The sequence below is a fragment of the Citrifermentans bemidjiense Bem genome, assembly GCF_000020725.1.
GTDB classification, from domain to species: Bacteria; Desulfobacterota; Desulfuromonadia; order Geobacterales; family Geobacteraceae; genus Geomonas; species Geomonas bemidjiensis.
This window is the reverse complement of record NC_011146.1, coordinates 2,420,106-2,445,443: the sequence shown is the minus strand read 5'-3', so window position 1 is coordinate 2,445,443 and position 25,338 is coordinate 2,420,106. Positions and strand designations below refer to the sequence as shown.

Genomic DNA, 25,338 nt, shown 5'->3' with positions numbered 1-25,338 from the left:
GGTCCGTTCTGCTAAACCCGCTTGCGACAAGTACAATCGATGATGCGTGGACCTGCCTCCTCCATGCCCAAGCTTGTCCTTCTGCCGAATCACACTCGTTTAGGCCATCGCAATTCCGCTGCTAATTTGCTGGCAGCAGGAGAAGCCCGTTTGGATCCATTTTCACTACAGGGTGACCATACCGCTCGCTCTGCAAACCTGGAAAACCTGGGTTCGTGGCACCCCGCCTCGAACGCCCCCCCTCAAAAGGCCGCCAACCTGAGAGACGCCCTCCGCTACGTACGCCAGCCGCTGTATCTCGTGGAAAAGGAAAGGACCATGGTCCCGAGGCTGGGAGGGATCGGCCGGCTCGGCGCCGTCAACCCGGGCGCGCTGCCTATCGCCGCTTACGCCCCTCCCTGCTTTCCGGAAAACCTGGGGGATCCTTCTTTTTGCCGCGAACTTGGCATCCGCTACCCCTACGTCGGCGGTTCCATGGCCAAGGGGATCAGTTCCGCGGCCATGGCCGAGGAGTTGGGCCGCGCCGGGATGCTCGGCTTCTTCGGCGCCGCCGGCCTTCCGCTTGCCACCGTCTCCGAGACCGCCGACCGCCTCAAGGCCTCCCTCGGCGATATCCCCTACGGTTTCAACCTGATCCACTCCCCGCACGAGCCCGAGTTGGAGCGCGAGCTCGCCGAGCTGTACATAAAGAAGGGGATCCGCACAATCGAGGCCTCGGCCTTCCTGGCCCTGACGCTACCCTTGGTCAGGTACCGGCTGCACGGCATCAAGCGCGCCGCCGACGGGTCCATCGTCACCCCCAACCGCATCATCGCCAAGGTCTCCCGCGAGGAACTGGCGGCGAAGTTCTTCGCACCGGCTCCCGAGAAGCTCCTGCGCGCGCTGGTCGCCAACGGCTCCATCACCGCCGAGCAGGCCGAACTGGCCGCGCTGGTACCGCTGGCGCAGGACGTGACGGCCGAGGCTGATTCCGGCGGCCATACCGACAACCGCCCCGCCCTCGCCCTCTTCCCGACCATCAACGCGCTGGCGGCGAAGCTGCAGCGGCAGTACGGCTACAGCTGCCGCCTGCGGGTGGGGCTTGGCGGCGGAGTCTCGACGCCGGCCTCAGCGGCAGCCGCCTTCTCCATGGGCGCCGCCTACCTCGTGACCGGGTCGGTGAATCAGGCCTGCGTCGAGTCCGGCACCTCCGACACCGTGCGCGGCATGCTCGCCGGCACCCGCCAGGCTGACGTGACCATGGCCCCCGCCGCCGACATGTTCGAGATGGGGGTCACCGTGCAGGTCCTAAAGCGCGGCACCATGTTCCCCATGCGCGCACAGAAGCTCTACGAGATCTACCGCGCCTGCAGCAGCCTCGACGACATCCCCGCCGCCGAGCGCGAGAAGCTGGAGAAGACCATGTTCCAGGCGTCGCTCGCCGACATCTGGCACGACACCCGCGCCTTCTTCGCCAAGCGCGACCCCTCCCAGGTCGAGCGTGCCGAGCGCGACCCGAAGCACCTGATGGCGTTGGTCTTCCGCTGGTATCTCGGCATGGCCGCGCACTGGGCCAAAGACGGAGCGGAAGAGCGGCGCATGGACTACCAGGTCTGGTGCGGCCCCGCCATGGGAGCCTTCAACGAATGGGCCTCAGGTTCCTTCCTCGACGCCCCGGGCAATCGCACGGTCGAAGCCGTGGCCCTAAACATCCTGCACGGAGCGGCCGCACTTAACCGCGCCAACTTCCTGAGCAGCCAGGGCATCGAACTCAGGATGGATGAAATCGCACCGCAACCTCTCGAAATCGCACAAATCAAGGAGTACCTTTGTTGAAAACTGACGATCTGAAGCCGGCCGCCTCTAGTAACGGAACTCAGCTTGCCATCATCGGCATCGGTTGCCTTTTTCCCAAGGCCGAGGACCGTGACGCCTACTGGGCCAACATCGCCGATGGGATCGACGCCATCACTGAGGTCCCCGAGACCCACTGGCCGGTGGACGCCTACTACGATGAGAACCAGAAGAGCCCGGACCGCACCTACGGCCGGCGGGGCGGTTTTCTCTCCCCCGTCGACTTCAATCCGATGGAGTTCAACATCCCTCCCAACGTCCTGGAGGCGATCGACACCTCGCAGCTTTTGGGGCTCGTCGCTGCCGGCCAGGCGCTGAAGGACGCGGGGTACGGCCCCGACCGCAGCTTCGACAAAAGCCGCGCTTCAGTCATCATCGGCGTAACCGGCACGCTGGAGCTGGTGATACCCCTCGGTGCACGGCTCGGCCACCCGATCTGGCGCTCGGCCTTGAAGGACGCAGGCGTAGACGAGGCGACCGCCAACGACGTCGTGGAGCGGATCTCCGACTCCTACGTCCCCTGGCAGGAAAACTCGTTCCCGGGTCTTTTAGGCAACGTGGTTGCCGGCCGCATCAGCAAGCAGTACGACCTGGGCGGGACCAACTGCGTCGTCGACGCGGCCTGCGCCAGCTCCTTCAGCGCGTTGCACCTCGCCTCCATGGAACTTGCCTCCGGCAAGTCCGACATCGTGGTGACCGGCGGCATCGACACCTTCAACGACATCTTCATGTACATGTGCTTCAGCAAGACCCCCGCCCTCTCCCCTAGCGGCAATGCGAAGCCATTCGACGTTTCCGCCGACGGGACCATTCTCGGCGAGGGGCTCGGGCTCGTGGTCATTAAGCGGTTGGCGGATGCCGAGCGCGACGGCGACAGGATCTATGCTGTGGTGCGCGGCGTCGGTTCCTCCAGCGACGGCAAGGGTGACGCGATCTACGCCCCTAGCGCCACCGGACAAAAGAACGCGCTCCTGAACGCCTACAAGAACGCGGACGTCACCCCGCAGAGCATCGGCCTGATCGAGGCCCACGGCACCGGCACCAAGGTAGGGGACGCTGTCGAAGTGAGTGCGCTGCGCGACGTATACGGCGAGTCGAAGCTTCCCTGGTGCTGCCTCGGCTCGGTCAAGTCCCAGATCGGCCACACCAAGGCCGCCGCGGGTTCCGCCGGCCTCATCAAGGCGGCGCTCGCGCTGCACCACAAGGTGATCCCCCCGACCATCAAGGTGCAGACCCCGCAAAAAGAGGTGGTCGGGGAGAAATCGCCCTTCTATCTCGCCAAGGAAAAACGCCCCTGGTTCCCGCGTGCCGACGTGCCGCGCCGCGCCGCCGTCAGCGCCTTCGGTTTCGGCGGCTCCAACTTCCACGTGGTCCTTGAGGAGTACCAGGCCGACAAGAAGGCGGCCGACTGGGACGGCAACACCCAGATCCTCGCCTTCTCCGGCGCCGACGCAGCATCGCTTGCCGCCGGGCTCGACCGGGTGCCGGCGGCTGCAGCCTGGAGCGCCGTCAGGGAGCTGGCATTCCAGACCCGCGCGAGCTTCGACGCCATGGGAACCCTTCGCCTTGCCCTGGTGATCGAGCGCGGAAAAACCAACGTCGCCTCGCTGGTGAAGAACGCCAAGTCCATGCTGGAGAAGAACTCGAAATCCGCCTGGCAGACCCCCGACGGTGCCTTCTTCGGCTGCGGCGCAGCCGGCAAGCTCGGCGTGCTCTTCCCGGGGCAGGGCTCCCAGTACACCGGGATGCTGAACGATCTCGCCTGCCGCTTCCCGCAGCTACTGGACGCGGTCACCGCTGCTAACGACGGTTTCACTTCCGCCGGTGGCAGGAGGCTTTCCGACCTCATCTACCCCCCCTCCGCTTTCGACGATACGACCCGTAACAGCCAGGAAGAGGCCCTGCGGGCGACCCAGGCGGCGCAACCTGCCATCGGTGCCGTGAGCCTCGGCGCGCTGCGCCTTTTGCAGTCATTCGGCCTTGATCCTGAAGGTGTCGCCGGCCACAGCTACGGCGAGCTGACCGCCCTTTGCGCCGCAGGCCGGCTGGACGAGAGCGCACTGCACGCCCTGTCGCGCCTGCGCGGCGAGCTGATGGGCGCCGGCAAAGGGGACAAGGGGAGCATGCTGGCCGTCTCAGCACCGCTGGCGAAGATTGCCGAGGTGGTAGCTGCAGAGAAACTGGACCTGGTGATCGCCAACAAGAACGCCCCCTCACAGGCGGTCCTCTCCGGCGCCAGCGCCGAGATAAAGCGCGCCGTCGAGATCTTCAAGGGGCGCGGACTCACCTGCAAGGAGCTTCCGGTCGCAGCCGCTTTCCATAGCGCGCTTGTGTCCGACGCCGCCACGCCGTTTTTGGCCGCGCTCGCCAAGATCGAGATGCCGAAGGCGAAGATCCCGGTCTACGCCAACACCACGGCCGCGGTCTACCCTGCCGACCCCGCAGCCGCCAAGGCACAACTCGCTTCCCAGCTCGCCATGCCTGTCGATTTCGTGGCGGAGATCGAGGCTATGTACGCGGCTGGCATCACCAGCTTCGTCGAAGTCGGCCCCGGCAACAGGCTGACCGGGCTCGTGCAGGCCATCCTCGCCGACCGGCCGCACGCAGCCGTCGCCCTCGACTCGTCATCGGGCAAGCGCGCGGGCATTGCCGACCTGGGCCGCACCCTGGCGCAACTGGCAGTGCTCGGCTTCGGCGTGAAGCTCGCCACCTGGGACGAGGGATATCGTCCGGCTCCCGCAGGTAAGAAGCCGCTCTTGAGCATTCCCATCTGCGGCGCCAACTACAGCAAGCCGAAGCCGAAGAAGCCGCCGGTACAGCCGAAACCGGCAGCGGTGGCAGCACCAGCTGCTCCGCAGGCGGCACCAGTAGCCATGAACGCGCCGGCTGCACAGCAACCGGCCTACCAGGCAGCACCGGCTTCTCCCCGAGAAGCTTCCTTCCAGGCCGCTCCGGCCGCAGCGGCGCCGCAGGCGGCGCTTGGCGAATCTTTGCGCCTGGCGCGCGAAGGGATGGCGGTCCTCCAGCGGATGCAGGAGGATACCGCGCAGTTGCACCGCCGCTTCCTCGAAGGGCAGGAGACCGCAACCAGAACCTTCCAGACCCTGCTCCAGCAGCAGCAACAGTTGATCCTGGGCACCAACCTTTCCCCCGCCGCAGTGGCTCCGGCGACCGTACCGGTCCAGGCGCAGGCCCCCTCGTACGTCGCTCCGGCAACGATGGCTGCACCCGCCGCCCCGGCTGTCTCTGCACCAGTGGCTAAGGCCGCGCCCGTCGCCGCCGCACCGGCAGTCGCCCCTGCGCCTGTGCCGGCGGCAGCCGCTGCTCCCGCTTCCGCTGCCGCCGACTCGGCGCGCATCACGCAAGTGCTCCTGGCGGTGATCGCCGAGAAGACCGGGTACCCGGTCGAGATGCTGGAACTCGACATGGGGATGGATTCGGATCTCGGGATAGATTCGATCAAGCGCGTCGAGATCCTCTCCACGCTGCAGGAGCGCCTCCCGGGGACTCCGGTCATCGGCCCCGAGCACCTCGGCACGTTGCGCACCCTCGGCGACATCGCAGGCCACCTCTGCGCTTCGACAGGTTCCGCGGCCCCGGCGGCGGCAGCCGTACCCGCAGCAACAGCTGCGCCCGCCGCCGCTACTTCCGAGCTCGCAGCCGAGCAGATCACCAGCACCCTCTTGGCCGTAGTCGCCGAGAAGACAGGCTATCCCGTCGAGATGCTTGAATTCGACATGGGTATGGACTCGGACCTCGGGATCGATTCGATAAAACGGGTCGAGATACTCTCCACCCTTCAGGAGCGCCTCCCCGGCTCCCCCGCGATAGGCCCCGAGCACCTGGGGACCCTGCGCACCCTGGGGGACATCGCCGGGTTCCTCTCCGCCTGTTCGGCTTCGGCCGCACCCGCTAGCGCAGGGGGACAGGCACCTGACGGAGCCAGTCCCCTTGCCGCACCGGCTCAGCTCGCAACACCCCAGACCGCAGCAATCGCCGCCGGCGAGGTCACCAGCACCCTTCTGGCCGTAGTCGCCGAAAAGACCGGCTACCCGGTGGAGATGCTGGAACTCGACATGGGAATGGACAGCGACCTCGGCATCGACTCCATCAAACGGGTCGAGATCCTCTCCACGCTGCAGGAGCGTCTCCCCGGCACCCCGGCCATTGGCCCGGAGCACCTGGGGACCCTGCGCACCCTGGGGGACATCGCAAGCTTCCTCGCTGCCGGATCGGCTTCGGCCGCACTCGCCGGCGAAGGGGGACAGGCACCTGACGGAGCCAGTCCCCTTGCCGCAGCAGTCCCGGCTGAAGAGATCACCGCCACCCTGCTCTCCGTCGTCGCCGAAAAAACCGGCTATCCGGTGGAAATGCTAGAGCTTGAGATGGGGATGGACAGCGACCTCGGCATCGACTCCATCAAGCGCGTCGAGATCCTCTCCACGCTGCAGGAGCGCCTCCCCGGCACCCCGGCCATAGGCCCCGAACACCTGGGAACCCTGCGTACGCTCGGCGACATCGCAAGCTTCCTCGCTGCCGGTTCGGCCTCGGCCGCACCCGCCAGCGAAGGGGGACACGGCGAAGGGGGACAGGCACCTGACGGAGCCAGTCCCCTTGCCGCCGCATCCAGCGACCCCGCTCGTATCATGCAGACCCTGCTTGAGGTAGTCGCCGACAAGACCGGCTACCCCGTGGAGATGCTGGAGCCGGGAATGGGTATGGACAGCGACCTCGGCATCGACTCCATCAAGCGCGTCGAAATCCTCTCCACGCTGCAGGAGCGCCTGCCCGAGACTCCGTCCATTGGCCCCGAGCATCTGGGAACCCTGCGCACCTTGGGCGACATAGCAAGCTTCCTCTCTGCCGGTTCGGCTTCGGCCGCGCCCGCCAGCGAAGGGGGACAGGCACCTGGCGGAGCCAGTCCCCTTGCCGCTCCGGCATCCGCATCGGCTCAGCCCGTCGCAGCCCCTGCCTACGAGGCAAGCCAGGCGGTCGCCGCGGAACCGGTACCTGCACCGGCCCAGGCGATCCAGAGAAGCTCCGTCACTGCTGTAGAGCTTGCCGCTGACGACGAGGGCGAGGCCATCGTCCTTGCCAACGACGGCGAGATCTGGGTCACCGACGACGGCTCGGCGTTTGCCTCCGAGCTTTGCAGCATTCTCCTGGAGCACGGCTGCACGGTGCGCAAGGTCAACGCGGCCCAGGCCCAGCAGACAGCGCCAGCCGGGAAACTCTCAGGCCTGGTGATCTGCGCGCCCACCGCAGGCACCGACGACCTATTCCTGGAAAACGCCTTCCAGCTGGTCAAGAACGCCGCCGGCGCCCTGAACGAGTCGGCTAACGCCGAAGGGGCCGTCTGCGTCACCGTCTCCCGACTGGACGGGGCCTTTGGTTTCGGCTCCGGCAAGAGCATCAAGGATGCGCTCTCCGGCGGACTGGCGGGGCTCGCCAAGACGGCGGCGCTGGAATGGCCGGAAGTCTCCTGCAAAGCGATCGACCTGGGCGAGTTCCCTCACGCGGCTGCCGCCGCCAGCGCCGTCGCCATCGAGATGCTGCGCCGCGGCCCGGTTGAGGTAGGTCTCTCCAGCAAAGGGCGCTTCGCGCTGCAAACCGTTGTGCTTCCCTCCGCACCGGCTCCGGCAGAACCCGCTATCAAGGCCGGCGACGTAGTGGTAATCACCGGGGGCGGGCGCGGCGTGACCGCGGTCTCCGCCCTTGCGCTCGCCAAGGAGTACAAGCCGTTCCTGGTGCTCCTGGGGCGCAGCTCCGAACCCGAGGATGAGCCCGCCTGGCTTGCCGGCGTCTCCGAAGAAGCCGAGATCAAGCGCGCCATCATGCAGAACGCGGTGGGCAAACTCCACCCGCGCGAGATCGAGGAGCGCTACCGGGCCGTCATGGCCGGGCGCGAACTTAGCGACACCCTGCAGAAGATCTCCGCCACCGGCGCCGAGGCGATCTATCGCTCGGTCGACATCCGAGACCGCAGCGCCATGGAACTCCTCCTGGGCGAAATCCGCCGCGCCCATGGCCCGATCCGCGGCGTGGTCCACGGCGCCGGCGTCCTCGCCGACCGCCTTATCGTCGACAAGACGCCCGAGCAGTTCGAGCAGGTCTACAGCACCAAGGTCGAAGGGCTGCGCGCGCTCCTGCACGCGACCCGCAACGACGAGCTTCGCTTCATCGCCCTCTTCTCCTCCTCCACCGGCCGCTTCGGCCGCGTGGGCCAGGTTGATTACGCGGTCGCCAACGAGATCCTCAACAAGGTGGCCCAGGCCGAGGCGCGCCGCCGCGGCGGCTGCCGCAGCGTCAGCATCAACTGGGGTCCCTGGGACGGCGGCATGGTCACCCCGGCACTCAAGAAGGTCTTTGCAGCCGAGGGGATCGGCGTGATCGACCTCACCGAAGGCGGCGACTTCCTCGCCAGAGAAATCTCCGCTGCCGGCGCGCCGGTCGAGATCGTAGCCATCGCCCAGCTCCCCGAGCAGAAGGGAGCAGCCGCCCCGGCCTCCTCCGCGGCGAAGCCCGAGAACCTCTCCGAGGCGTTCGCGCTGACCCTGACCGTCCCGGAATTCCCGTTCCTGCGCTCGCACGTTTTGGACGGGAAAGCGGTGGTCCCCATGGCGGTCATCGTGGAATGGCTCGCCCACGGCGCGCTCCACGGCAACCCCGGTTTCCGTTTCCACGGCTTCAACGATCTTCGCATCTGCAAAGGGGTGGTCTTCGAGGACAACACCTCGTTCCCCTTGAGCGTGCTGGCCGGGCGCGCCGTGAAGAAGGAATCGTTCTGGCTGGTGCCGGTCGAGCTCTCCAGCCCCGGCGTCAACGGCAGGACCATACTCCACGCCCGCGCCCAGATCGTCCTCGCCACCAAACACGTGGAGGGTATCCGCTCCATCACCGAGATACCGGCCACCGCCTACGCGCCGCACGACGGGGTCATCTACAACAACGAGCGCCTCTTCCACGGCCCCGACCTGCACGGCATCGAGCACGTCGACGGCTGCTCCGCCAAGGGAATCGCTGCCTCGGTTAAGGGCGCGCCCGCGCCGGGCAAATGGATCCGCCGCCCCTTGAGGAGCGCCTGGCTCACCGATCCGCTGGTCGTGGACAGCGCCTTCCAGATGATGATCCTCTGGAGCTTCGAGCGCTTCGGCGCCGGATCGCTCCCCTGCTTCGCCGGGCGCTACCGCCAGTTCCAGGAATCCTTCCCGAAGGAAGGGGCCCAGGTGGTGATCCGCGTCACCTCCGAGAACCCGCGCGGCGCCAGCGCCGACATGGAGTTCCTGGACCGCAACACCGGCAAGCTCGTAGCGCGCCTGGAGGGATACGAGTGCGTCATCGACCCGTCCCTCAAGCAGGCCTTCCAGCGTAACAAGCTGCGGACCGTTTCCGTTGCATTGGGGGCGGCATAGGCATGAAGCAGCAGTCGCCTTCCGTGGCAATCGTCGGCATCGGCGGGATCTTTCCCGACGCGCCGGAACTGACAACTTTCTGGAATAACATCCGCAACGCTAAAAGCGCCGCCCGCGAGGTCCCGGCCGGGCGCTGGCAGCTCCCGGCCGATACCGCCTTCCACCCGGAGGCGGGAAAGCCGGACCACGTCTACTCCAAGCGCGGCTGCTTCATCGACTCCATACCTCCCCTGGCGAGCCTTTCGGGGCTCAACATCGACCCGGAGCTTGCCTCGGGGCTCGATCCCCTGTTCCACCTGCTGCTGCACGCCGGCAAAAGGGCCTTCGACTCCGCCGTCACCACCGGGGTCGACCGCTCCCGTATCGGCGTCATCATCGGCAACCTGGCGCTTCCCAGCGAGAAATCCGCCGAGCTCTCCCGCGCCCTTTTGGGACGGAACTTCGAGGAGAAACTCCTCGGGCACGCGGGGGACGCACCGATCCCGCAGGGGCTGAACCGCTACGTGGCCGGTCTCCCTGCGGGCCTTCTTTCCGCGGCTCTCGGCCTGGGTGGCGGCTGCTGCACCCTCGACGCAGCCTGCGCCTCCTCCATCTACGCCATCAAGCTTGCCTGCGACGAGCTTCTCTCCGGTCGCGCCGACGCCATGCTCACCGGCGGGCTCTCCCGTCCCGACCCGCTCTACACCCAGATGGGCTTCTCCCAACTGCGCGCGCTGTCGCGCCGCGGCATATGCTCCCCGTTTGATGCGAGCGGCGACGGCCTGGTCGTGGGCGAAGGCGCGGGTATCTTCGTGCTGAAAAGGCTCGAGGACGCCGTGGCGCAGGGAGACAAGATCTACGGCGTAATCAAGGGAATAGGTCTTTCCAACGACGTGGGTGGGAGCCTCCTGGCCCCCCTTTCCGACGGGCAGCTGCGCGCCATGCGCGCCGCCTACGCCAAAGCGGGATGGGAACCGCAGGACGTCGACCTGATCGAGTGCCACGCAACAGGCACCCCGGTAGGTGACGCCACCGAAGTCGCGAGCCTCAGGGAGCTTTGGGGCGAGACGCCAGAAGCGCGTAAAGGGTGCGTCATCGGGTCGGTCAAGTCGAACATCGGCCACCTTCTGACCGCGGCTGGTTCGGCAGCACTCACCAAAGTGCTCCTGTCCATGGCGGAGGAGACGCTTCCCCCCACCGCCAACTTCAACGCCGCGCCGGCCAACTTCCAGCTGGAACAAAGCCCCTTCCGGGTGCTGCAGAGCGCCGCTCCCTGGAAAAGGCGCGGAGACTCCGTCCCGCGCCGCGCCGCCGTCTCCGCCTTCGGCTTCGGCGGCATCAACGGCCACCTGCTGGTCGAGGAGTGGCTCCCTGAGAGCGAGGCTACCGCCTCCCCCGCCCCGGCAAAAGGTTGCCCCATAGCCGTCGTGGGCCTGGACGCCCGTTTCGGAGAGTGGCAGGACCTCACCTCCTTCCAGGCACGCGTCTTGGGCGGAGGTACACCGGCCCGCCCGACCCAGCCCAAGGACTGGTGGGGAGCCGAGAAGAGCGCCTGGTTCGCCAAGGAGAAACTGAAGGAGACCCCCTTCGCCGGCTTCTATCTGGACCAGTTCGACCAGAGCCCTGGGCAGTTCCGCATTCCGCCCAAGGAGCTGGAAGAGATGCTCCCACAGCAGCTCCTCATGCTGCAGTCGGCCGCCGCGGCCATCGCCGACGCGGGTATGGACAAGAAGGAGAACCTGCGCGCCGGCGTCTTCATCGGCATCGCCCTCGACCTGAACAGCACCAACTTCGCCTTCCGCTGGTCCATAGCCGAAAAGGCGCGGCAGTGGGAGAAGGAGCTGGGCCTCAACCTGAGCGAACAGGAATTCGAGCAGTGGGTCGCGCAGCTGCGTGAAGCGGCCGGCCCGGCACTGAGCGCCAACCGGACCATGGGTGCTTTGGGAAGCGTCGTGGCGAGCCGCGTCGCCCGCGAGTTCCGCTGCGGCGGCCCCAGCTTCACCCTCTCCAGCGAGGAAAGCTCCGGCCTGCGCGCCCTGGAGACCGCGGTGCGCCAACTCCAAAGCGAGGAGATCGACCGCGCTGTAGTAGGCGCCGTCGACCTTGCCGGCGACCTGAGGGCGGCAATCGGCCAGCACCTGGGACGCCCCTACTCCCGCTTCGGCAGCGCAACCCCATTCGACCAGTCCGCAGACGGCGCCATCGTCGGGGAAGGCGCGGCCAGCGTGATCCTCAAACGTCTGGAAGACGCGGAGCGCGACGGGGACAGGATCTACGCCGTGATCGGCGGCCTGGGTACCGCCAGCGGCGATCTGATGCTACCAGGCACAGCCGCTTACCGGCACGCTCTGGAGCGCGCCTATGGCGAGGCCGGCATCACACCGGACAAGGTCGGCTACCTCGAAGCCCATGGCAGCGGGCACGCCGCCGAGGACCGCATGGAAGCGGCAGCCCTTGCCGAGTTCTTCGACGACCCCGCACACGCCGCAGCCTCACAAAGGCGCTTGGCCGTCGCCAGCGTCAAGGCGGACATAGGGCACACCGGCGCCGCCAGCGGCCTAGCCTCGCTGGTCCGCGGCTGCCTTGCGCTTTACCAGGAGATCATCCCCGGGGCCCGCTCCGGCGAGCGGCCGCTCGGAAAGGTCTCCGGAAGCGGTTCGCTCTTCCTGCCGGAGGCCTCGCGCTTCTGGCTCAGGAACCGCTGCGAGGGGCCGCGCCACGCCGGCGTCAGCGTCTTCGGTGTGGACGGCAGTTGCAGCCACGTGGTGCTTCTGGGGTACGACAAGGAGCAGCCGAAAGCTGCGGCCGAGAAGGTCGCGCCGTTGGGCGGGTGGGAGGAGTATCTCTTCTGCGTCGCCGGCGCCGACCGAGAGCAGTTGGCCGAGCGCCTGCAGCAGTTGAAGCAGCAGGCGGAGAAAAAGCCGGCGCCGTCCCTCTCCGCGCTATCGCACGACCTGCTCAGCCAGAGGAGCCTGGCCGGCGAGCCGCTGGCGATAGCCCTGGTAGCGCGCAGCCTCGAAGAGCTTTCATCCCTTTGCCTGCAGGGGGAGCGGATGGTGCAGTCCGACCCGGCCTACGCCGATGCGGTGCTTCACCCGTCGCTTCGCGACCGCATCTTCTTCAGCGCCGAGCCCATAGGGAAATCGGGCAAGATCGGCTTCGTCTATCCAGGTTCCGGCAACCACTTCGCCGGGATGGGGATGGAGTTGTCCGCCCGCTGGCCGCAGGTCTACCGCCGCCAGGACGGCGAGAACCTCTACCTGCGCGACCAGTTCCAGCCGGAGCAGTTCTGGAACGGCGCCCCCATGGAGAGCGTCAACGAGAACCACCTGGCGGTCATCTTCGGCCAGGTCGCTACCGGCTGCGCCGTGACCGACGTGGTGCGGCAATTCGGCATCGACCCCAGCGCCGTGATCGGCTACAGCCTGGGAGAATCCGCGGGCCTCTTCGGCAGCCGCACCTGGATCGAGCGCGACCTCATGCTGTCGCGCATGAAGGCCTCCACCCTCTTCACCCGCGACCTGGCCGGCGAATGCCGCGCCGCCCGGGAGGCTTGGGGGGAAACCGAGGGGAAGGAAATCCACTGGAGCATCGGCGTGGTCGACGCCCCGGCCCGCGAGGTGCGGCGCGCGCTGAAGAAAACCTCGCGCGTCTACCTCCTCATTGTCAACACCCCCGATGAATGCGTCATCGGCGGCGACGTGAAGTGGGTGAAGCATCTGGTCGCCATGCTGGACTGCCGCTTCTTCCCGCTGCAGGGTGTCACCACGGTGCACTGCGAGGTGGCGCGCCAGGTGGCCAACCCTTACCGTGACCTGCACAACTTCAACACCACCCCTCCTGCTGGGGTTACCTTCTACAGCGGCGCCGCCGGCGCGGCGTACCAGGTTCACCGGCGCTCCGCAGCCGACTCGATCCTCTCCCAGGCCATCGAGGGGATCGATTACCCCAAGGTGATCGAGGCGGCCTACGCCGAAGGGGTAAGGTACTTCATCGAGATGGGACCGGGCGGCTCCTGCAGCCGCATGATCGGCCGCATCCTCGCCGGACGCCCCCACATGGCGCGTTCCGTCTGCCTCCCCGGGGTGGACGCCAATTCGGCCCTGCTGCGGCTTTTGGCCCAGCTCACCTCCGAGCGCGTTCCCGTCGACTTCGAACCGTTGTTCGCCCTCGCACCGGCGCGTGTCAGCGCCACGGCCTTAGTCGGCGAGGGGAAATCCCTTCGCTTCACTACCGGCGGCGACCCCTTTGCACCGTCGCGCCCGGGAATGGAAGCTTCCGCACCGGCACAGGCGGCACCGCCTGTCAGGCCGCAGGCGCCCGTTTCCGCCGCACCTGCCGCAACCAAGGTAGCCGTACCGCAGCCCCCCCAGATAAGGCGGTCCACAGATGCGCCGGTAAGTACGTTGTCGATTCCGGCTGCAGATCAAGTGGTTGCACCGACAGCACCATCGACACACAATGCCGCAACTCAGGCGCAGCCTCAGGCGGCTCAGCCCCAGATGGGGCAGCCGCAAGTGAACCCCGCGCCACTACAGGCCGTTTCGCCGCTCCCCATCCAGGGTGCGATCCAGGAACCGCTGCTGCGCGAATTCGCCGCCGCCCAGGAAGCATCCCAGCAGGCCCATGAGGCTTACCTGCGCGTCGCCACCGACCTGAGCCGTTCCATCGCCGAGACGCTGGCGCTGCAGATATCCCTGCAGCAGCAGATGCTGGCCGCGGGGATGCCACTGGATGCGGCATCTGCTTTCCCGGCAACGGGTAATTATCCGGGATGGTCTCCGGAACCGGCTGCGGCAGTACCCGCAGCCCCCCCGGTGACAGTGCGGCCTGCCCCCTACCCCGGCGCCCTTCCCGCGCTCTACGACGAGCAGATGTGCTTCGAGTTCGCCGTGGGCTCCGTCGCCAAGATGCTCGGGCCCGAGTTCGCCGAGGCGGACAGCTTCCCGACCCGCGTCCGGCTCCCCGACACGCCGCTGCAACTGGTGCACCGCATCGTGGCGCTGGAGGGTGAGCCCAAATCCATGACCAGCGGCCGCGTGGTGACCCAGCACGACGTGCATCCGGGCGCCTGGTACCTGGATGGTGGCCGCATCCCGACCTGCATCGCAGTCGAGGCCGGTCAGGCGGACCTCTTTCTTTCCGGCTACCTGGGGATCGACTTCATCACCAAGGGACTGGCGGTATATCGCCTGCTGGACGCCGTGGTCACCTTCCACCGCGAGCTCCCGGGGCCGGGCGAAACCATCAACTACGACATCCGCATCGAGCGCTTCTTCCGCCAGGGCGAGACCTACCTGTTCCGTTTCCACTTCGAGGCGACGGTGAACGGGGAGCCGCTTCTATCCATGCGCAACGGCTGCGCCGGGTTCTTCACCCAGGGCGAACTGGACGCCGGCAAGGGGATCGTGCGGGGCGCCATCGACCTCCGCCCCAAGACAGGCAAGCTCCCGCCGGACTGGAAGTACCTGGTGCCGATGCAGCCAGCAGCCTACAGCGCGGATCAGTTGAACGCGCTACGCAGGGGGGATCTCGCGGCCTGCTTCGGCCCCCTCTTCGCAGGACTTCGCGTAGGCAGACCACTAACCATACCGGGCGGCAGGATGGAACTCGTGCACCGCGTCATGGAACTGGTGCCCGACGGCGGTCGCTGCGGCCTGGGCTTCATCCGCGCCGAGGCCGACATCCACCCGGACGACTGGTTCATCACCTGCCACTTCGTCGACGACCGCGTCATGCCCGGCACCCTCATGTACGAGTGCTGCATGCACACGCTGCGCATCTTCCTGCTGCGCCTGGGATGGGTCGCCGAGTCTGACGGCGCCGCGTGGCAACCCGTTCCCGGCGTCGCCAGCCAGCTTTGCTGCCGCGGTCAGGTGCTGGAGACAACCAAGGTGGTCACCTACGAGGTCACGGTGCGCGAGCTCGGTTACCGCCCCGAGCCCTACGCCATCGTGGACGCTCTGATGTACGCCGACGGCAAGCCGATCGTCGAGATCACCAACATGTCCGCCCAGCTGACCGGAACCAACCATCAAGCGCTGCTTGAACTTTGGGGTGCCAAGGGCCAGGAACTGCTTAGCATAATAGCTGCTGTGCCGGCCCAGTCAGCCGCCGGCTACGACGTGAAACCTGCCGTCTACACCAAGGCGCAGATCCTCGCTTACAGTAACGGCAAGCCGTCCGAAGGGTTCGGCGACAGGTACCGGATCTTCGACAGCGGGAGAAAGATCGCCCGGCTCCCCGGACCTCCCTTCCAGTTCATGGACCGGGTCACCGCGGTGCGTGGCGAGCCCTGGCAGATGGTCCCCGGAGCGATGGCCGAAGCGCAGTACGACATCCCGGTGGACGAGTGGTATTTCGCCGCCGACCGCCAGGCGCGCATGCCCTTCTCCGTGCTGCTTGAAGCGGCACTGCAGCCCTGCGGCTGGCTCGCAGCCTACGTGGGCTCCGCGCTCACCACCCCCAACGACATCTCCTTCAGGAACCTGGGAGGAACGGCGGTGCAGCACCGGGCCGTGACGCCTGAGACCGGCACGCTCACCGCGACCGCCACCCTCACCAAGGCGGCGACCAGCGGCGGGATGATCATCCAGGAGTTCAGCTTCAGCGTAGCCGACCGCCAGGGCGTCCTCTATGAGGGGGACACCATGTTCGGCTTCTTCGCCAAAGAGGCGCTGGCGAACCAAGTCGGCATCAGGGAAGCGGCCCCGCACCAGCCGACGGCGGAAGAGGTCGCGCGAGGAAAGAAGCTCCTCTATCCCGAGAGCCGCCCATACCCAGAGAAGAAGCTGAGGATGATCGACCAGATCGAACTCTACGTCGCCGACGGCGGCCCGGCCGGTCTCGGTTACCTGAAAGGGACCAAACTGGTTGACCCGAACGACTGGTACTTCAAAGCGCACTTCTACGAAGACCCGGTGACGCCGGGGTCGCTGGGGCTTGAGTCGTTCCTGCAACTGGTAAAGTTTGCGGCGGTCGAGCGTTGGGGCTGGCAGGAGGGTGACACTCTTGCGGCTGTGGCGCTGGAGCGGGAGCACCGCTGGCTCTACCGCGGCCAAGTGGTGCCGACCAATAAGGAAGTCACCGTAGTTGCCTGGATCACCGCCGTCGATGACGCCAACAAGGTACTTACTGCCGCCGGGTTCCTGTATGTGGACGGGCGTGCCATTTACCAGATGAACGACTTCACGCTGCAGTTGGAGCGGGGGTAGGCGGTATTTGATGGAGGCGGCCATGTTCGCAGTGGTCGGCGCAAGAACATACTCTTCCCCTCCCTTGACGGGAGGGGATCGAGGGGTGGGTGAAGCTGCCAACGAAGTCGTCAATGGCGCCGTCCCCCCCACCCCAACCCTCCCCCGCAAGGGGGGAGGGAGCTATGAACTGCTCTCCTCTGTGATCCTGTGTAGCGAGGCTTGTAATTGAGGTCTCGGGTGCTGGTTCAACAATAAATAGAATTTGGTTTTCCTCCGTGACCCCCGTGAACCTCCGAGTCCTCTGTGGTCATGCTTTTTTGATTTTAAGCTTCCGTTTTTAAGGTGATGAATGAAGTATTCCAAGGTATTTATCGAATCTTTCGGCTACGAGCTGGCTCCGGTGGTCGTCACTTCCGACGAGCTGGAGGCGCGGCTCGAACCGCTTTACAAAACCCTGCACTTCACCCCCGGACAACTCCAGGCGCTGACCGGCATTCGCGAACGGCGCTGGTGGGAGCCTGGTTTCCAGCTTTCCAAGGGGGCCGTGGCCGCCGGCAAAAAGGCGCTTTCGGCTGCCGGCGTCCCTGCCAGCGAGATCGGGGCGCTCCTTTACACCGGCGTCTGCCGCGAGCGGTTCGAACCTGCCACCGCCTGCCGCGTGGCCGCCGGGCTCGGCATCTCGGGAAACGTCGCGGTGCTGGACCTCTCCAACGCCTGCCTCGGCGTCTTGAACGGCATCCTCGAGGTCGCGAACCGCATCGAGCTGGGGCAGATCCGCGCGGGTCTGGTGGTCTCCTGCGAGAGCGCCAGGGAAATCAACGACATCATGATCGCCCGCATGCTCGAGGACAGGAGCATGGAGAACTTCGCCAGTTCGCTCGCCACCCTCACCGGCGGCTCCGGCGCGGTGGCCGTGCTCTTGACCGACGGCTCCTTCTCCAAATCCGGCAGGCGGCGCCTGCGCGGCGGCCTGACCCAGGCGGCCCCGGAGCACCACGCCCTTTGCCTCTGGGGCATCACCCCCGACGGCAAGGGAGGCTTCGCGCAGTCCATGAGCACCGATGCGGTCAGCGTGATGAACTATGGGGTCGAGCTCGGCCGCCGTACCTGGGAGCAGTTTCTTCCCGAGGTGGGCTGGGGCGAGCACGACGTAGACCGGGTTGTCTGCCACCAGGTGGGCAGCGCGCACCAAAGCGCAATCTTGAAGACGTTGGGAATTCCGCTGCAGAAGGACTTCACCAGCTACGAATTCCTGGGGAACATGGGGACCGTCTCTCTGCCCCTCACGGCGGCGCTTGCCGATGAGAGGGACGTCCTCTCCGAGGGAGACCGGGTGGCGCTTCTTGGGATAGGGAGCGGACTCAACTGCCTGATGCTTGGGGTGGATTGGTAAAAGATTTCCCTCACCCCCCCCGCCCCTCAACCACGCAATCTCGCAGAGATGCAGGGCAGATTGTTTCACCCGCTACTCACAGACTTCCGCAAGCTCCCCCTCGCCCTTTGGGAGAGGGTCGGGGTGAGGGAAGGTTGTCTCAATCGCTACTAACACGACTCCCGCTCGGGCGACTCCCGCTCAGGGGGACAGGCACCTTGCGGAGCCAGTCCCCTTCAGCGTCCGACGAACACACAGACACAGGTGAGTATCTAATGACTCTTGATATAAAAGCGCACTACCCCTTCACCGGACGCACGCTGGACCTGGGCGGCCTCTCCTACCACTACCTCGACGAGGGCGCGGGCGAGCCTGTGGTCATGGTGCACGGGAACCCTTCCTGGTCCTTCTACTACCGAAACCTGGTGCTGGCGCTGCGCGACAATTTCCGCTGCATCGTTCCGGACCACATCGGCTGCGGCTTCTCGGACAAGCCCGGCGACGACCGCTACGACTACACGCTCGCGCGCCGCATCGACGACCTGGAGCGCCTGATCGACCACCTGCACCCGGAAGGGAAGATCACCCTGGTGCTGCACGACTGGGGCGGGATGATCGGCATGGGGTACGCCAACCGGCACCCGGAGCGGATCGGGCGCATCGTGCTCTTGAACACGGCCGCCTTCCATCTCCCCAAGGAGAAGCCCTTCCCGCTCGGGCTGAAGATCTGCCGCGATACGGCCCTGGGGACGCTTCTGGTGCGCGGCTTCAACGCCTTCAGCGTGGGGGCCTCCATCGTCGGCTGCAAGAAAAACCCGATGCCCTGCGAACTGCAGCAGGCGTACCGCTCCCCCTACGACTCCTGGGCGAACCGCATCGCCACGCTGCGCTTCGTGCAGGACATCCCGCTCGCCCCCGGCGACCGCAACTACGACCTGGTGAGCGAGATAGCGGCGGGTCTTGAGCGCTTCGCCGATCTCCCCATCGCCATCTTCTGGGGGGAGCTCGACTTCGTGTTCGACCGGACCTTCCTCGCCGAGTGGAGGCGCCGCTTCCCCAAGGCGAAGGTGAAGAACTACCCCGACGCCGGACACTACATCCTGGAAGACATGAAGCAAGAAGTCGTGCCGATGATTGCCGAATTCCTGCGAGAGACTAAACCCGGGGAGATCCGTTAAGGCCATGCTAGAGAGCGAACTGGTCAACATTGCAGCGCACCTGCCGGAGATGGCGAAGCGCCAGCCCGACACGAGGGCCATCATCTTCCCCAAGCAGAACCGGAGCTTGAGCTTCTCCGAGCTCAACACGCTGAGCGACCGGATCGCACGGGGGCTGATCGCCAACGGCATCTGCCGCGGCGTGCGCACTGTGCTTATGGTGACGCCTAGCCCGGAGTTCTTCGCTCTTACCTTCGCGCTCTTCAAGGTGGGCGCGGTGCCGGTATTGATCGACCCGGGGCTGGGGATCAAGAACCTGAAGCAGTGCTTTGCCGAGGCGCAGCCGCACGCCTTCATCGGCATCCCCAAGGCGCACCTAGCGCGGCTGATCTTCGGCTGGGGCAAGGAGACCATCCGGACCTGGATCACCGTCGGTCCGCGCCTTTTCTGGGAAGGAACCACCCTCAACAGGATCATCGACGAGCACACCGACGCTTCCCCCTTCGTCCCCGCCCCGACCAGCTCCGATGACGTCGCCGCCATCCTCTTCACCAGCGGCAGCACTGGGGTTCCCAAGGGGGCGGTCTACAGCCACGGCAATTTCGCGGCGCAGGTGCAGGCGCTGAAGCAGGTCTACGGCATCGAGCCGGGCGAGATCGACCTCCCTACCTTCCCGCTCTTCGCCCTTTTCGCCCCCGCCCTCGGCATGACCGCCGTTATCCCGGAGATGGACTTTACCCGCCCGGGGTCGGTGGACCCGAAGAAGATCATCGGCGCCATCCATACCTACGGCGTCACCACCATGTTCGGCTCACCCGCACTGATTAACCGGGTCGGGCGCTACGGGGTGCAGCACCAGGTGAAGCTTCCCACCTTGAGACGCGCCATCTCGGCCGGCGCCCCGGTGTCGGCTGCGGTACTGGAGCGCTTCACTTCGCTCCTGAACCCCGGCGTGCAGGTCTTCACCCCTTACGGCGCCACCGAGGCGCTCCCCGTCTGCTCCATCGGCAGCACCGAGATCCTGGAAACCACCCGGAAGATCACCGATGCCGGCGGCGGCGTCTGCGTCGGCAGGCCGGTCGAGGGGATCCGACTGGAGATCGTCCAGATCAGCGACGACCCTATCTGCAGCTGGCACGAATCGCTGCGGGTACCGACCGGGAAGATCGGCGAGATCGTGGTGCAGGGGGAGCAGGTCACCAGGGGGTACTACAACCGCCCGGAATCGGACCATCTCTCCAAGATCGCCGATCCCGAGACAGGTTCCTTCTTCCACCGCATGGGGGATCTGGGCGGGCGCGACGAGGAAGGTAGGATCTGGTTCTGCGGACGCAAGTCGCACCGCGTGGAGACCGAGTCCGGGCCGCTTTACACTATCCCGTGCGAGGCAGTGTTCAACGCCCACCCGGCGGTGTTCCGCACCGCGCTGGTGGGGGTGGGAGCACCCGGCGAGCTGAAGCCCGTGCTCTGCGTGGAGCTGGAAAAGGACGTCAAGGTGGATCCTGAACTGGTCCGGGCCGAGCTTCTCTCATACGCACAGGACCACATCCACACCAAGTCGATTGAAACCATACTATTCCACCCGGCCTTCCCGGTGGACATCCGTCACAACGCCAAGATCTTTCGGGAAAAACTGGCGGTCTGGGCGGCTGCGAGGCTCAAATGAAGGCTCTCGTGACCGGCGGCGGGGGCTTCTTAGGCTCGGCCATTGTGCGCCAGTTGCTGGCCCGGGGGGACCAGGCGGTCAGCTTCTCGCGCGGCGAGTACCCGGAACTGGCCCTGCTGGGCGTGGAACAGCGCCGGGGCGACCTGTCGGATCCGGAAGCGGTGGCGGACGCGGCCCGGGGGTGCGACGTCGTTTTCCATGTCGCCGCGAAGGCGGGGATCTGGGGGGAGTTCGAGGAGTACTACCGCGCCAACGTCACCGGCACCGAAAACGTCATCGAGGCCTGCCGCAGGCTCGGCATCGAAAGGCTCGTCTATACCAGCTCCCCAAGCGTCGTCTTCGACGGATCCGACGTGGAGGGAGGGGACGAGTCGCTCCCCTACCCTGCGCATTTCGAGGCGCATTACCCACACACGAAGGCACTGGCCGAACAGGCGGTGCTCGCGGCCAATGCACCTGAGCTGGCGACCGTGTCGCTGCGCCCCCACCTGATCTGGGGCCCCGGCGACAACCACCTGGTGCCGCGCATCGTGGCGAAGGCGCGATCGGGCGCGTTGAAGCGGATCGGCAACCGCCCCTGCCTGGTGGACACGGTGTACGTCGAGAACGCCGCCGAGGCGCACCTGAACGCGGCTGACCGGCTGAAAGCCGGAAGCGCGCCGGCGGGAAAGGCGTATTTCATCTCCAACGGCGAACCCATCCCGCTCTGGGAGATGGTGAACCGGATCCTCGCGGCGGCAGGGCTTCCCCCGATAACGCGCCAGGTCTCCCCGGGCCTTGCCTACGGCGCCGGCGTGGTCTGCGAGACCCTCTGGAAGATGCTGCGCCTCTCCGGCGAGCCCCCCATGACCCGCTTCGTAGCCAAGGAACTGGCCACGGCGCACTGGTTCGACCTCTCCGCTGCGCGCGCCGATCTCGGTTACCACCCCCGCATATCCATCGACGAAGGGCTTAGGCTGCTGCAAGACGCCCTGAGGCAAGGTCGTTGATACCGGTTCCGGGCGAGGAAGGAGTCTTCTTCGAGCTGGCTTCCCTGGACCGCTCCGAAGCGGAAAGAAAGCGTCTGTTCGCCCACCTCTCGCCGGATGAACTGCTGCGGGGTGATCGTCTTTTGGACCCGGTAAAAAGAGAGCGATTCCTAGTGGGGCGAGGGATACTGCGCGAACTGCTGGGGGGGGTGACCGGGGAAGAAGCGCGGGAAATCGGATTTGCTTCTGGGGAACACGGCAAACCGTCGCTGCAGCGTGATGCCGCAAACGGTCCCATAGGTTTCAACGCGTCACATTCCGGTTCATGCCTTCTGGTCGGCGTCGTCTTCAGCGGCGAGGTGGGGGTGGACCTGGAAGAGCTGCGGCCGGATCTCGACTTCGCGCCCATAGCCCGGCGCTACTTCTCTCCCCGCGAGCAGCAAGAGCTGTTCAGCCTGCCCTGGAAAGAGCAACTGACCGCTTTCTACCGCTGCTGGACCCGCAAGGAAGCCTACCTGAAGGGAATCGGCACCGGCTTTTCGCAACCTTCCACCTGCTTCGACATGTCGCTCTTGCCCGGAGAAAAGCCGGCGCTCCTGGCGCACCGGATCACGCCGGAGGACGTCGGCAGGTGGCGCCTGCACGATCTACCCGTCCAAACCGGCTACTGCGCCGCTATCGCCGTTCTGAACCACTGATCACGAACAGCACCCGCCCCCACTTTCGCCGTTACCCTCGCTCGGTCCATCGTTATGACTCCCCCCTCCCGTCTAGGGAGGGGGAGAGGTCGAAGCGGACCCGTGCCCCTTCACTTCTTAACCCGAAAGGCCCGGTAGGCGTCCATGTGGCTGCGGTACTTGGTGAGGCTGACCTCGCTGTTCATCCAGGCATAGATGATCGCGTTGCTCTCCCGATCCCATTTGAAGAAAAGGCGATGTTGCTCGTCCGGCTTAGCCCGCCTCCACTGCCGGTAGACGTGCCCCGGCGTCTCCCCCTGATAAAAGCTCGGGTGCTGCGGGTCCGCAGGGACCTCGTCCTTGATGGTCTTGTAGACACGCGCCAACAGCTTCGCCTGGGGCGATTTCTTGTAGTTCTGGGGATCCCTTTCCCTCTCCTTCGCCACGGCGGTTACCAGTTCGTCCAGAACCTGCTGGAACGCCGCGTGAAAGCGGATGCGCGATTCGTTGCTCACCATCGATCAGACCTCCACGCCTGCCACCAGCTCCTCGATCAGCTTTATCTGCTCCGGGTCCGGGACCTTGATGGTGTCGGCGCTTTCCCCCAACTCCCGATCCATGTAGTCGTACAGCTCGTACATCGTTTCGTTTTCGACTGAGAAGGAGAAAACGTCGAAGATGCGCGGGTGGCAGGCGGCAGCGTCGAGTTTCGCCGCTATCAGATCCTCGTAATAGGAGGCGACCAGGTTGTCCGGGAGCAGGAAACGGTAGTGGATGAAAAAGGTGCCGTCTTTCAGGGGCACCAGCTCGTAGCGGTGCTTGAGGAGAATGGCGTCGCTCTCGCAGAAAGCGTCCCCCACGGCGGTTATCACCTGCTTCAGGTCCTTTTCCAGGAGCCCGTGCTTGGCGAGGCTGCCGTTGAGCGCGTCGAAATGCCCCTGGTCCGGGTGCCGCACCCCTTCGTGGCTTTCCTGCCACTGCTGCAGCAGCCTTTTTTGAAGCGAAAACCTCCCCGTCAGGGGGGCGATGCGCAGGGCGGCGTTCAGGAGCTTCGGATCCTGGGGGGCGAGGTCGAGGGCGAGCAGCGTGTACTTCGCGCACTCGTTCCAGAGGCAGCTTTTTTCGAGGGAGAGGGCGTAGTACATCAACGGCAGGCAGGATTGGGAGAGTTCGATCGCCTTCAGGTGCTGGGCGTGCATGGAGGAGAGGTCGTGCTCCAGACAGGCGACCAGCCCCATAAGCGCGTGCCCGGAGACGGGGTCGCTTTTCAGCAGGGAACCGGCCGCCTTCTTGTACTTGGCAAGCTTGATTCCCTGGGTCACATCCCTGCGGGTGAAAAGGGAGAGTTCGCTCCAAAGTTGCGTGAAATCTGTTTGCTTCTTCCAGAACATGGCCAACTCAAACGAGCTCGGTCTGGCAGTACTTGCACACAGTTTCACGCCACTTGATGAACTCCTTGCATTTCGGGCACTGCCGGTAATGGCCGGAGACAGGGCGCAAGGGCTTCTGGAACAGGGTCACCATCAAGGTGGGGGGAAACACGAAGTTAAGCAGGAACCAGGTGAAAGGGTTGCGCCCCTTGGACCAGGCGGTCCAGGCGCCGATCAGCCCCGGGAGCAGGAAGAAGACAGCTATAAAAATCCACCCGCGAATGTCGTCCGTCATGCATCCTCCCTTAGTGCCGCTACGTCCTCGGCTCTGTCCTGGTTATAGTGCTGCGCAGGTTCAGCCCGAGTAGGTCGGACGCCTCGCGCGTGGCGTTGCGGTAACGCTCACTGAAATGTGCGATAGCTTCTTCCCTGTTTTCCTCGGCATCGAACGGCAATTGGGTGCGCACCAGCACAATCAGGATTTCTTCCAGTGCGTCGCTTTTCTTTCTCAGCTCCGTAATTTCTCTCAGCGCTTCTGCCAGTAGATCACGGTCGGCGGCACCTGCTTCTATCGATGACTTCAGTCTCTGTGTTATATCGGGCATACCACGCTCCTCCTTGAGGGGGGAATGGTAACAGCGGCAAGTATTTGAGTCAATATCCATTGTCCTGTGACATGGATAATTGAATTGACCTCACTTCTTGTTTGCCAAATAGAAGCAAAGGCACTATGCTCTCTCCCCTGCAGTCATCACTAAAAAGCTAAGAGGACCCATACATGAACAGGTTCGCCGCATTGCTAATCGGTTCCGCCCTCACCTCCCTCATCGCCAGTCACGGTTTTGCCGCGGATGCTCAACCGTCAGCCGCAGCACCAGCGAAACAGGCGCCAGCAGAAACAGCGGCGACTACAGCTCCCGCAACTCCGGCGGCGCCCGCAGCGCAACCCCCTGCGGCTAAAGACGAGAAAATAGCCCAGGCTCCCACTGCTGGAAAAGAGGTGAAGGTCGGCTTCATAACCCTGAACAAAGTTGCCTCCGAAACCGCAGAGGGGAAGGCCGCCACTGGCAAGCTGAGCGTACGGTCTGCCAAGCTGCGCGAAAAAATCGACGCAAAGCAGAAGCAGCTTGAGAAGCAAAAGGCCGCAATAGAGTCGAAGCTTCCCACCATGACCCCGAAAGAGCGCCAGACCAAGGGGACGGAATTCCAGAAAAAGGTCGAGGACTTCCAGAAGATGGTGCGCGCGAGCGAGTCGGAAATGGCGGAAATGCAGGAAAAACTGACCAGCCAGGTCTATGCGCAGATTAAAGAAGCCGCGACCGCTTACGGCAAGGCCAACGGTTTCGCCATTGTGGTTGAAGAAAAGGCGGTGCTCTACCTGGCGGAAGAGCTGAAACCCAAGGACCTGACGGCCGAGATCATCCAGTACATGGACAAGAAACCGGCGAAGTAATATCTCACCACAGCATGCTTTACGCGAACAGGGGCCTTACGGCCCCTGTTCTTGTTTCTCCCCTTGTTTTTTCGCCTTCATTCCGCAGCTGTTTCCCCCATTTCCTGCCGCTCCTCTGGCCCTCTGCCCTGCGCCCCCCGATTTACACAGAGGCAGAGCTTATCTCATCGAGTTCCCGCCCCCGGAGGGGGAGTGAGAAACGCAGATCCAAGAAAGAAGGGGGGACAGGCACCTTGCGGAGCCAGTCCCCCTCCC

General features: G+C 65.3%; 13 protein-coding genes. 9 read left to right on the top strand and 4 right to left on the bottom strand.

Annotation, left to right across the window (positions count from 1 at the left end):
- Positions 1-150: 150 nt before the first annotated feature.
- The 8 genes from GBEM_RS10550 to GBEM_RS10515 all read left to right on the top strand — a co-directional run bounded on the left by GBEM_RS10550 (position 151) and on the right by GBEM_RS10515 (position 22,281).
- Positions 151-1,815, top strand: coding sequence for a PfaD family polyunsaturated fatty acid/polyketide biosynthesis protein (locus tag GBEM_RS10550; protein WP_012530539.1), 1,665 nt, complete (start codon positions 151-153; stop codon positions 1,813-1,815).
- Positions 1,812-9,245, top strand: coding sequence for a type I polyketide synthase (locus tag GBEM_RS10545; RefSeq protein WP_012530538.1), 7,434 nt, complete (start codon positions 1,812-1,814; stop codon positions 9,243-9,245). Before GBEM_RS10550 ends, GBEM_RS10545 begins: the two co-directional genes overlap by 4 nt.
- A gap of 2 nt (positions 9,246-9,247) precedes the next feature.
- Complete coding sequence (locus GBEM_RS10540) at positions 9,248-16,438, top strand: type I polyketide synthase (protein ID WP_012530537.1); 7,191 nt, start codon at positions 9,248-9,250, stop codon at positions 16,436-16,438.
- A gap of 331 nt (positions 16,439-16,769) precedes the next feature.
- The gene (locus GBEM_RS10535; RefSeq protein ID WP_012530536.1) at positions 16,770-17,813 is read left to right on the top strand and encodes a 3-oxoacyl-ACP synthase III; all 1,044 of its coding nucleotides are present in this window, start codon (positions 16,770-16,772) and stop codon (positions 17,811-17,813) included.
- Positions 17,814-18,067: 254 nt separating this feature from the next.
- Positions 18,068-18,970: an alpha/beta fold hydrolase gene (locus GBEM_RS10530; protein ID WP_012530535.1), complete on the top strand. Its 903-nt coding sequence runs from the start codon at positions 18,068-18,070 to the stop codon at positions 18,968-18,970.
- Positions 18,971-18,974: 4 nt separating this feature from the next.
- A complete protein-coding gene (locus tag GBEM_RS10525) occupies positions 18,975-20,615 on the top strand; it encodes a fatty acid CoA ligase family protein (protein ID WP_012530534.1) in 1,641 nt (546 codons plus the stop codon).
- Positions 20,612-21,604: an NAD-dependent epimerase/dehydratase family protein gene (locus GBEM_RS10520; protein ID WP_012530533.1), complete on the top strand. Its 993-nt coding sequence runs from the start codon at positions 20,612-20,614 to the stop codon at positions 21,602-21,604. Before GBEM_RS10525 ends, GBEM_RS10520 begins: the two co-directional genes overlap by 4 nt.
- Positions 21,601-22,281: a 4'-phosphopantetheinyl transferase family protein gene (locus GBEM_RS10515; RefSeq protein ID WP_012530532.1), complete on the top strand. Its 681-nt coding sequence runs from the start codon at positions 21,601-21,603 to the stop codon at positions 22,279-22,281. The genes GBEM_RS10520 and GBEM_RS10515 overlap by 4 nt, the downstream gene beginning before the upstream one ends.
- A gap of 110 nt (positions 22,282-22,391) precedes the next feature.
- On the opposite strand, the gene GBEM_RS10510 is transcribed toward GBEM_RS10515, so the two are convergent.
- From GBEM_RS10510 to GBEM_RS10495, 4 genes are read right to left on the bottom strand one after another with little or no spacing between them, the layout of a single operon-like run.
- Positions 22,392-22,778 (bottom strand): type II toxin-antitoxin system YhaV family toxin, encoded by a 387-nt coding sequence (locus GBEM_RS10510; RefSeq protein ID WP_012530531.1) that lies wholly within the window; start codon positions 22,776-22,778, stop codon positions 22,392-22,394.
- A 3-nt stretch (positions 22,779-22,781) separates the two neighbouring features.
- Complete coding sequence (locus GBEM_RS10505; protein WP_012530530.1) at positions 22,782-23,651, bottom strand: hypothetical protein; 870 nt, start codon at positions 23,649-23,651, stop codon at positions 22,782-22,784.
- Between the two features lie 7 nt (positions 23,652-23,658).
- On the bottom strand, positions 23,659-23,925 hold the full coding sequence (locus GBEM_RS10500; protein WP_012530529.1) for a zinc ribbon domain-containing protein: 267 nt from the start codon (positions 23,923-23,925) through the stop codon (positions 23,659-23,661).
- A gap of 19 nt (positions 23,926-23,944) precedes the next feature.
- Positions 23,945-24,235 (bottom strand): hypothetical protein, encoded by a 291-nt coding sequence (locus GBEM_RS10495; RefSeq protein WP_012530528.1) that lies wholly within the window; start codon positions 24,233-24,235, stop codon positions 23,945-23,947.
- A gap of 173 nt (positions 24,236-24,408) precedes the next feature.
- Between GBEM_RS10495 and GBEM_RS10490 the strand changes: the two genes are divergently transcribed.
- A complete protein-coding gene (locus GBEM_RS10490; RefSeq protein WP_012530527.1) occupies positions 24,409-25,083 on the top strand; it encodes an OmpH family outer membrane protein in 675 nt (224 codons plus the stop codon).
- Positions 25,084-25,338: the final 255 nt, after the last annotated feature.

Excerpts from the sequence above, each read along its gene's own strand:
- GBEM_RS10495 (WP_012530528.1), bottom strand. The coding sequence starts at position 24,235 with ATGCCCGATATAACACAGAGACTGAAGTCATCGATAGAAGCAGGTGCC.
- GBEM_RS10510 (WP_012530531.1), bottom strand. The coding sequence starts at position 22,778 with ATGGTGAGCAACGAATCGCGCATCCGCTTTCACGCGGCGTTCCAGCAG.
- GBEM_RS10490 (WP_012530527.1), top strand. The coding sequence starts at position 24,409 with ATGAACAGGTTCGCCGCATTGCTAATCGGTTCCGCCCTCACCTCCCTC.
- GBEM_RS10535 (WP_012530536.1), top strand. The coding sequence starts at position 16,770 with ATGAAGTATTCCAAGGTATTTATCGAATCTTTCGGCTACGAGCTGGCT.
- GBEM_RS10505 (WP_012530530.1), bottom strand. The coding sequence starts at position 23,651 with ATGTTCTGGAAGAAGCAAACAGATTTCACGCAACTTTGGAGCGAACTC.
- GBEM_RS10500 (WP_012530529.1), bottom strand. The coding sequence starts at position 23,925 with ATGACGGACGACATTCGCGGGTGGATTTTTATAGCTGTCTTCTTCCTG.
- GBEM_RS10540 (WP_012530537.1), top strand. The coding sequence starts at position 9,248 with ATGAAGCAGCAGTCGCCTTCCGTGGCAATCGTCGGCATCGGCGGGATC.
- GBEM_RS10530 (WP_012530535.1), top strand. The coding sequence starts at position 18,068 with ATGACTCTTGATATAAAAGCGCACTACCCCTTCACCGGACGCACGCTG.
- GBEM_RS10520 (WP_012530533.1), top strand. The coding sequence starts at position 20,612 with ATGAAGGCTCTCGTGACCGGCGGCGGGGGCTTCTTAGGCTCGGCCATT.
- GBEM_RS10525 (WP_012530534.1), top strand. The coding sequence starts at position 18,975 with ATGCTAGAGAGCGAACTGGTCAACATTGCAGCGCACCTGCCGGAGATG.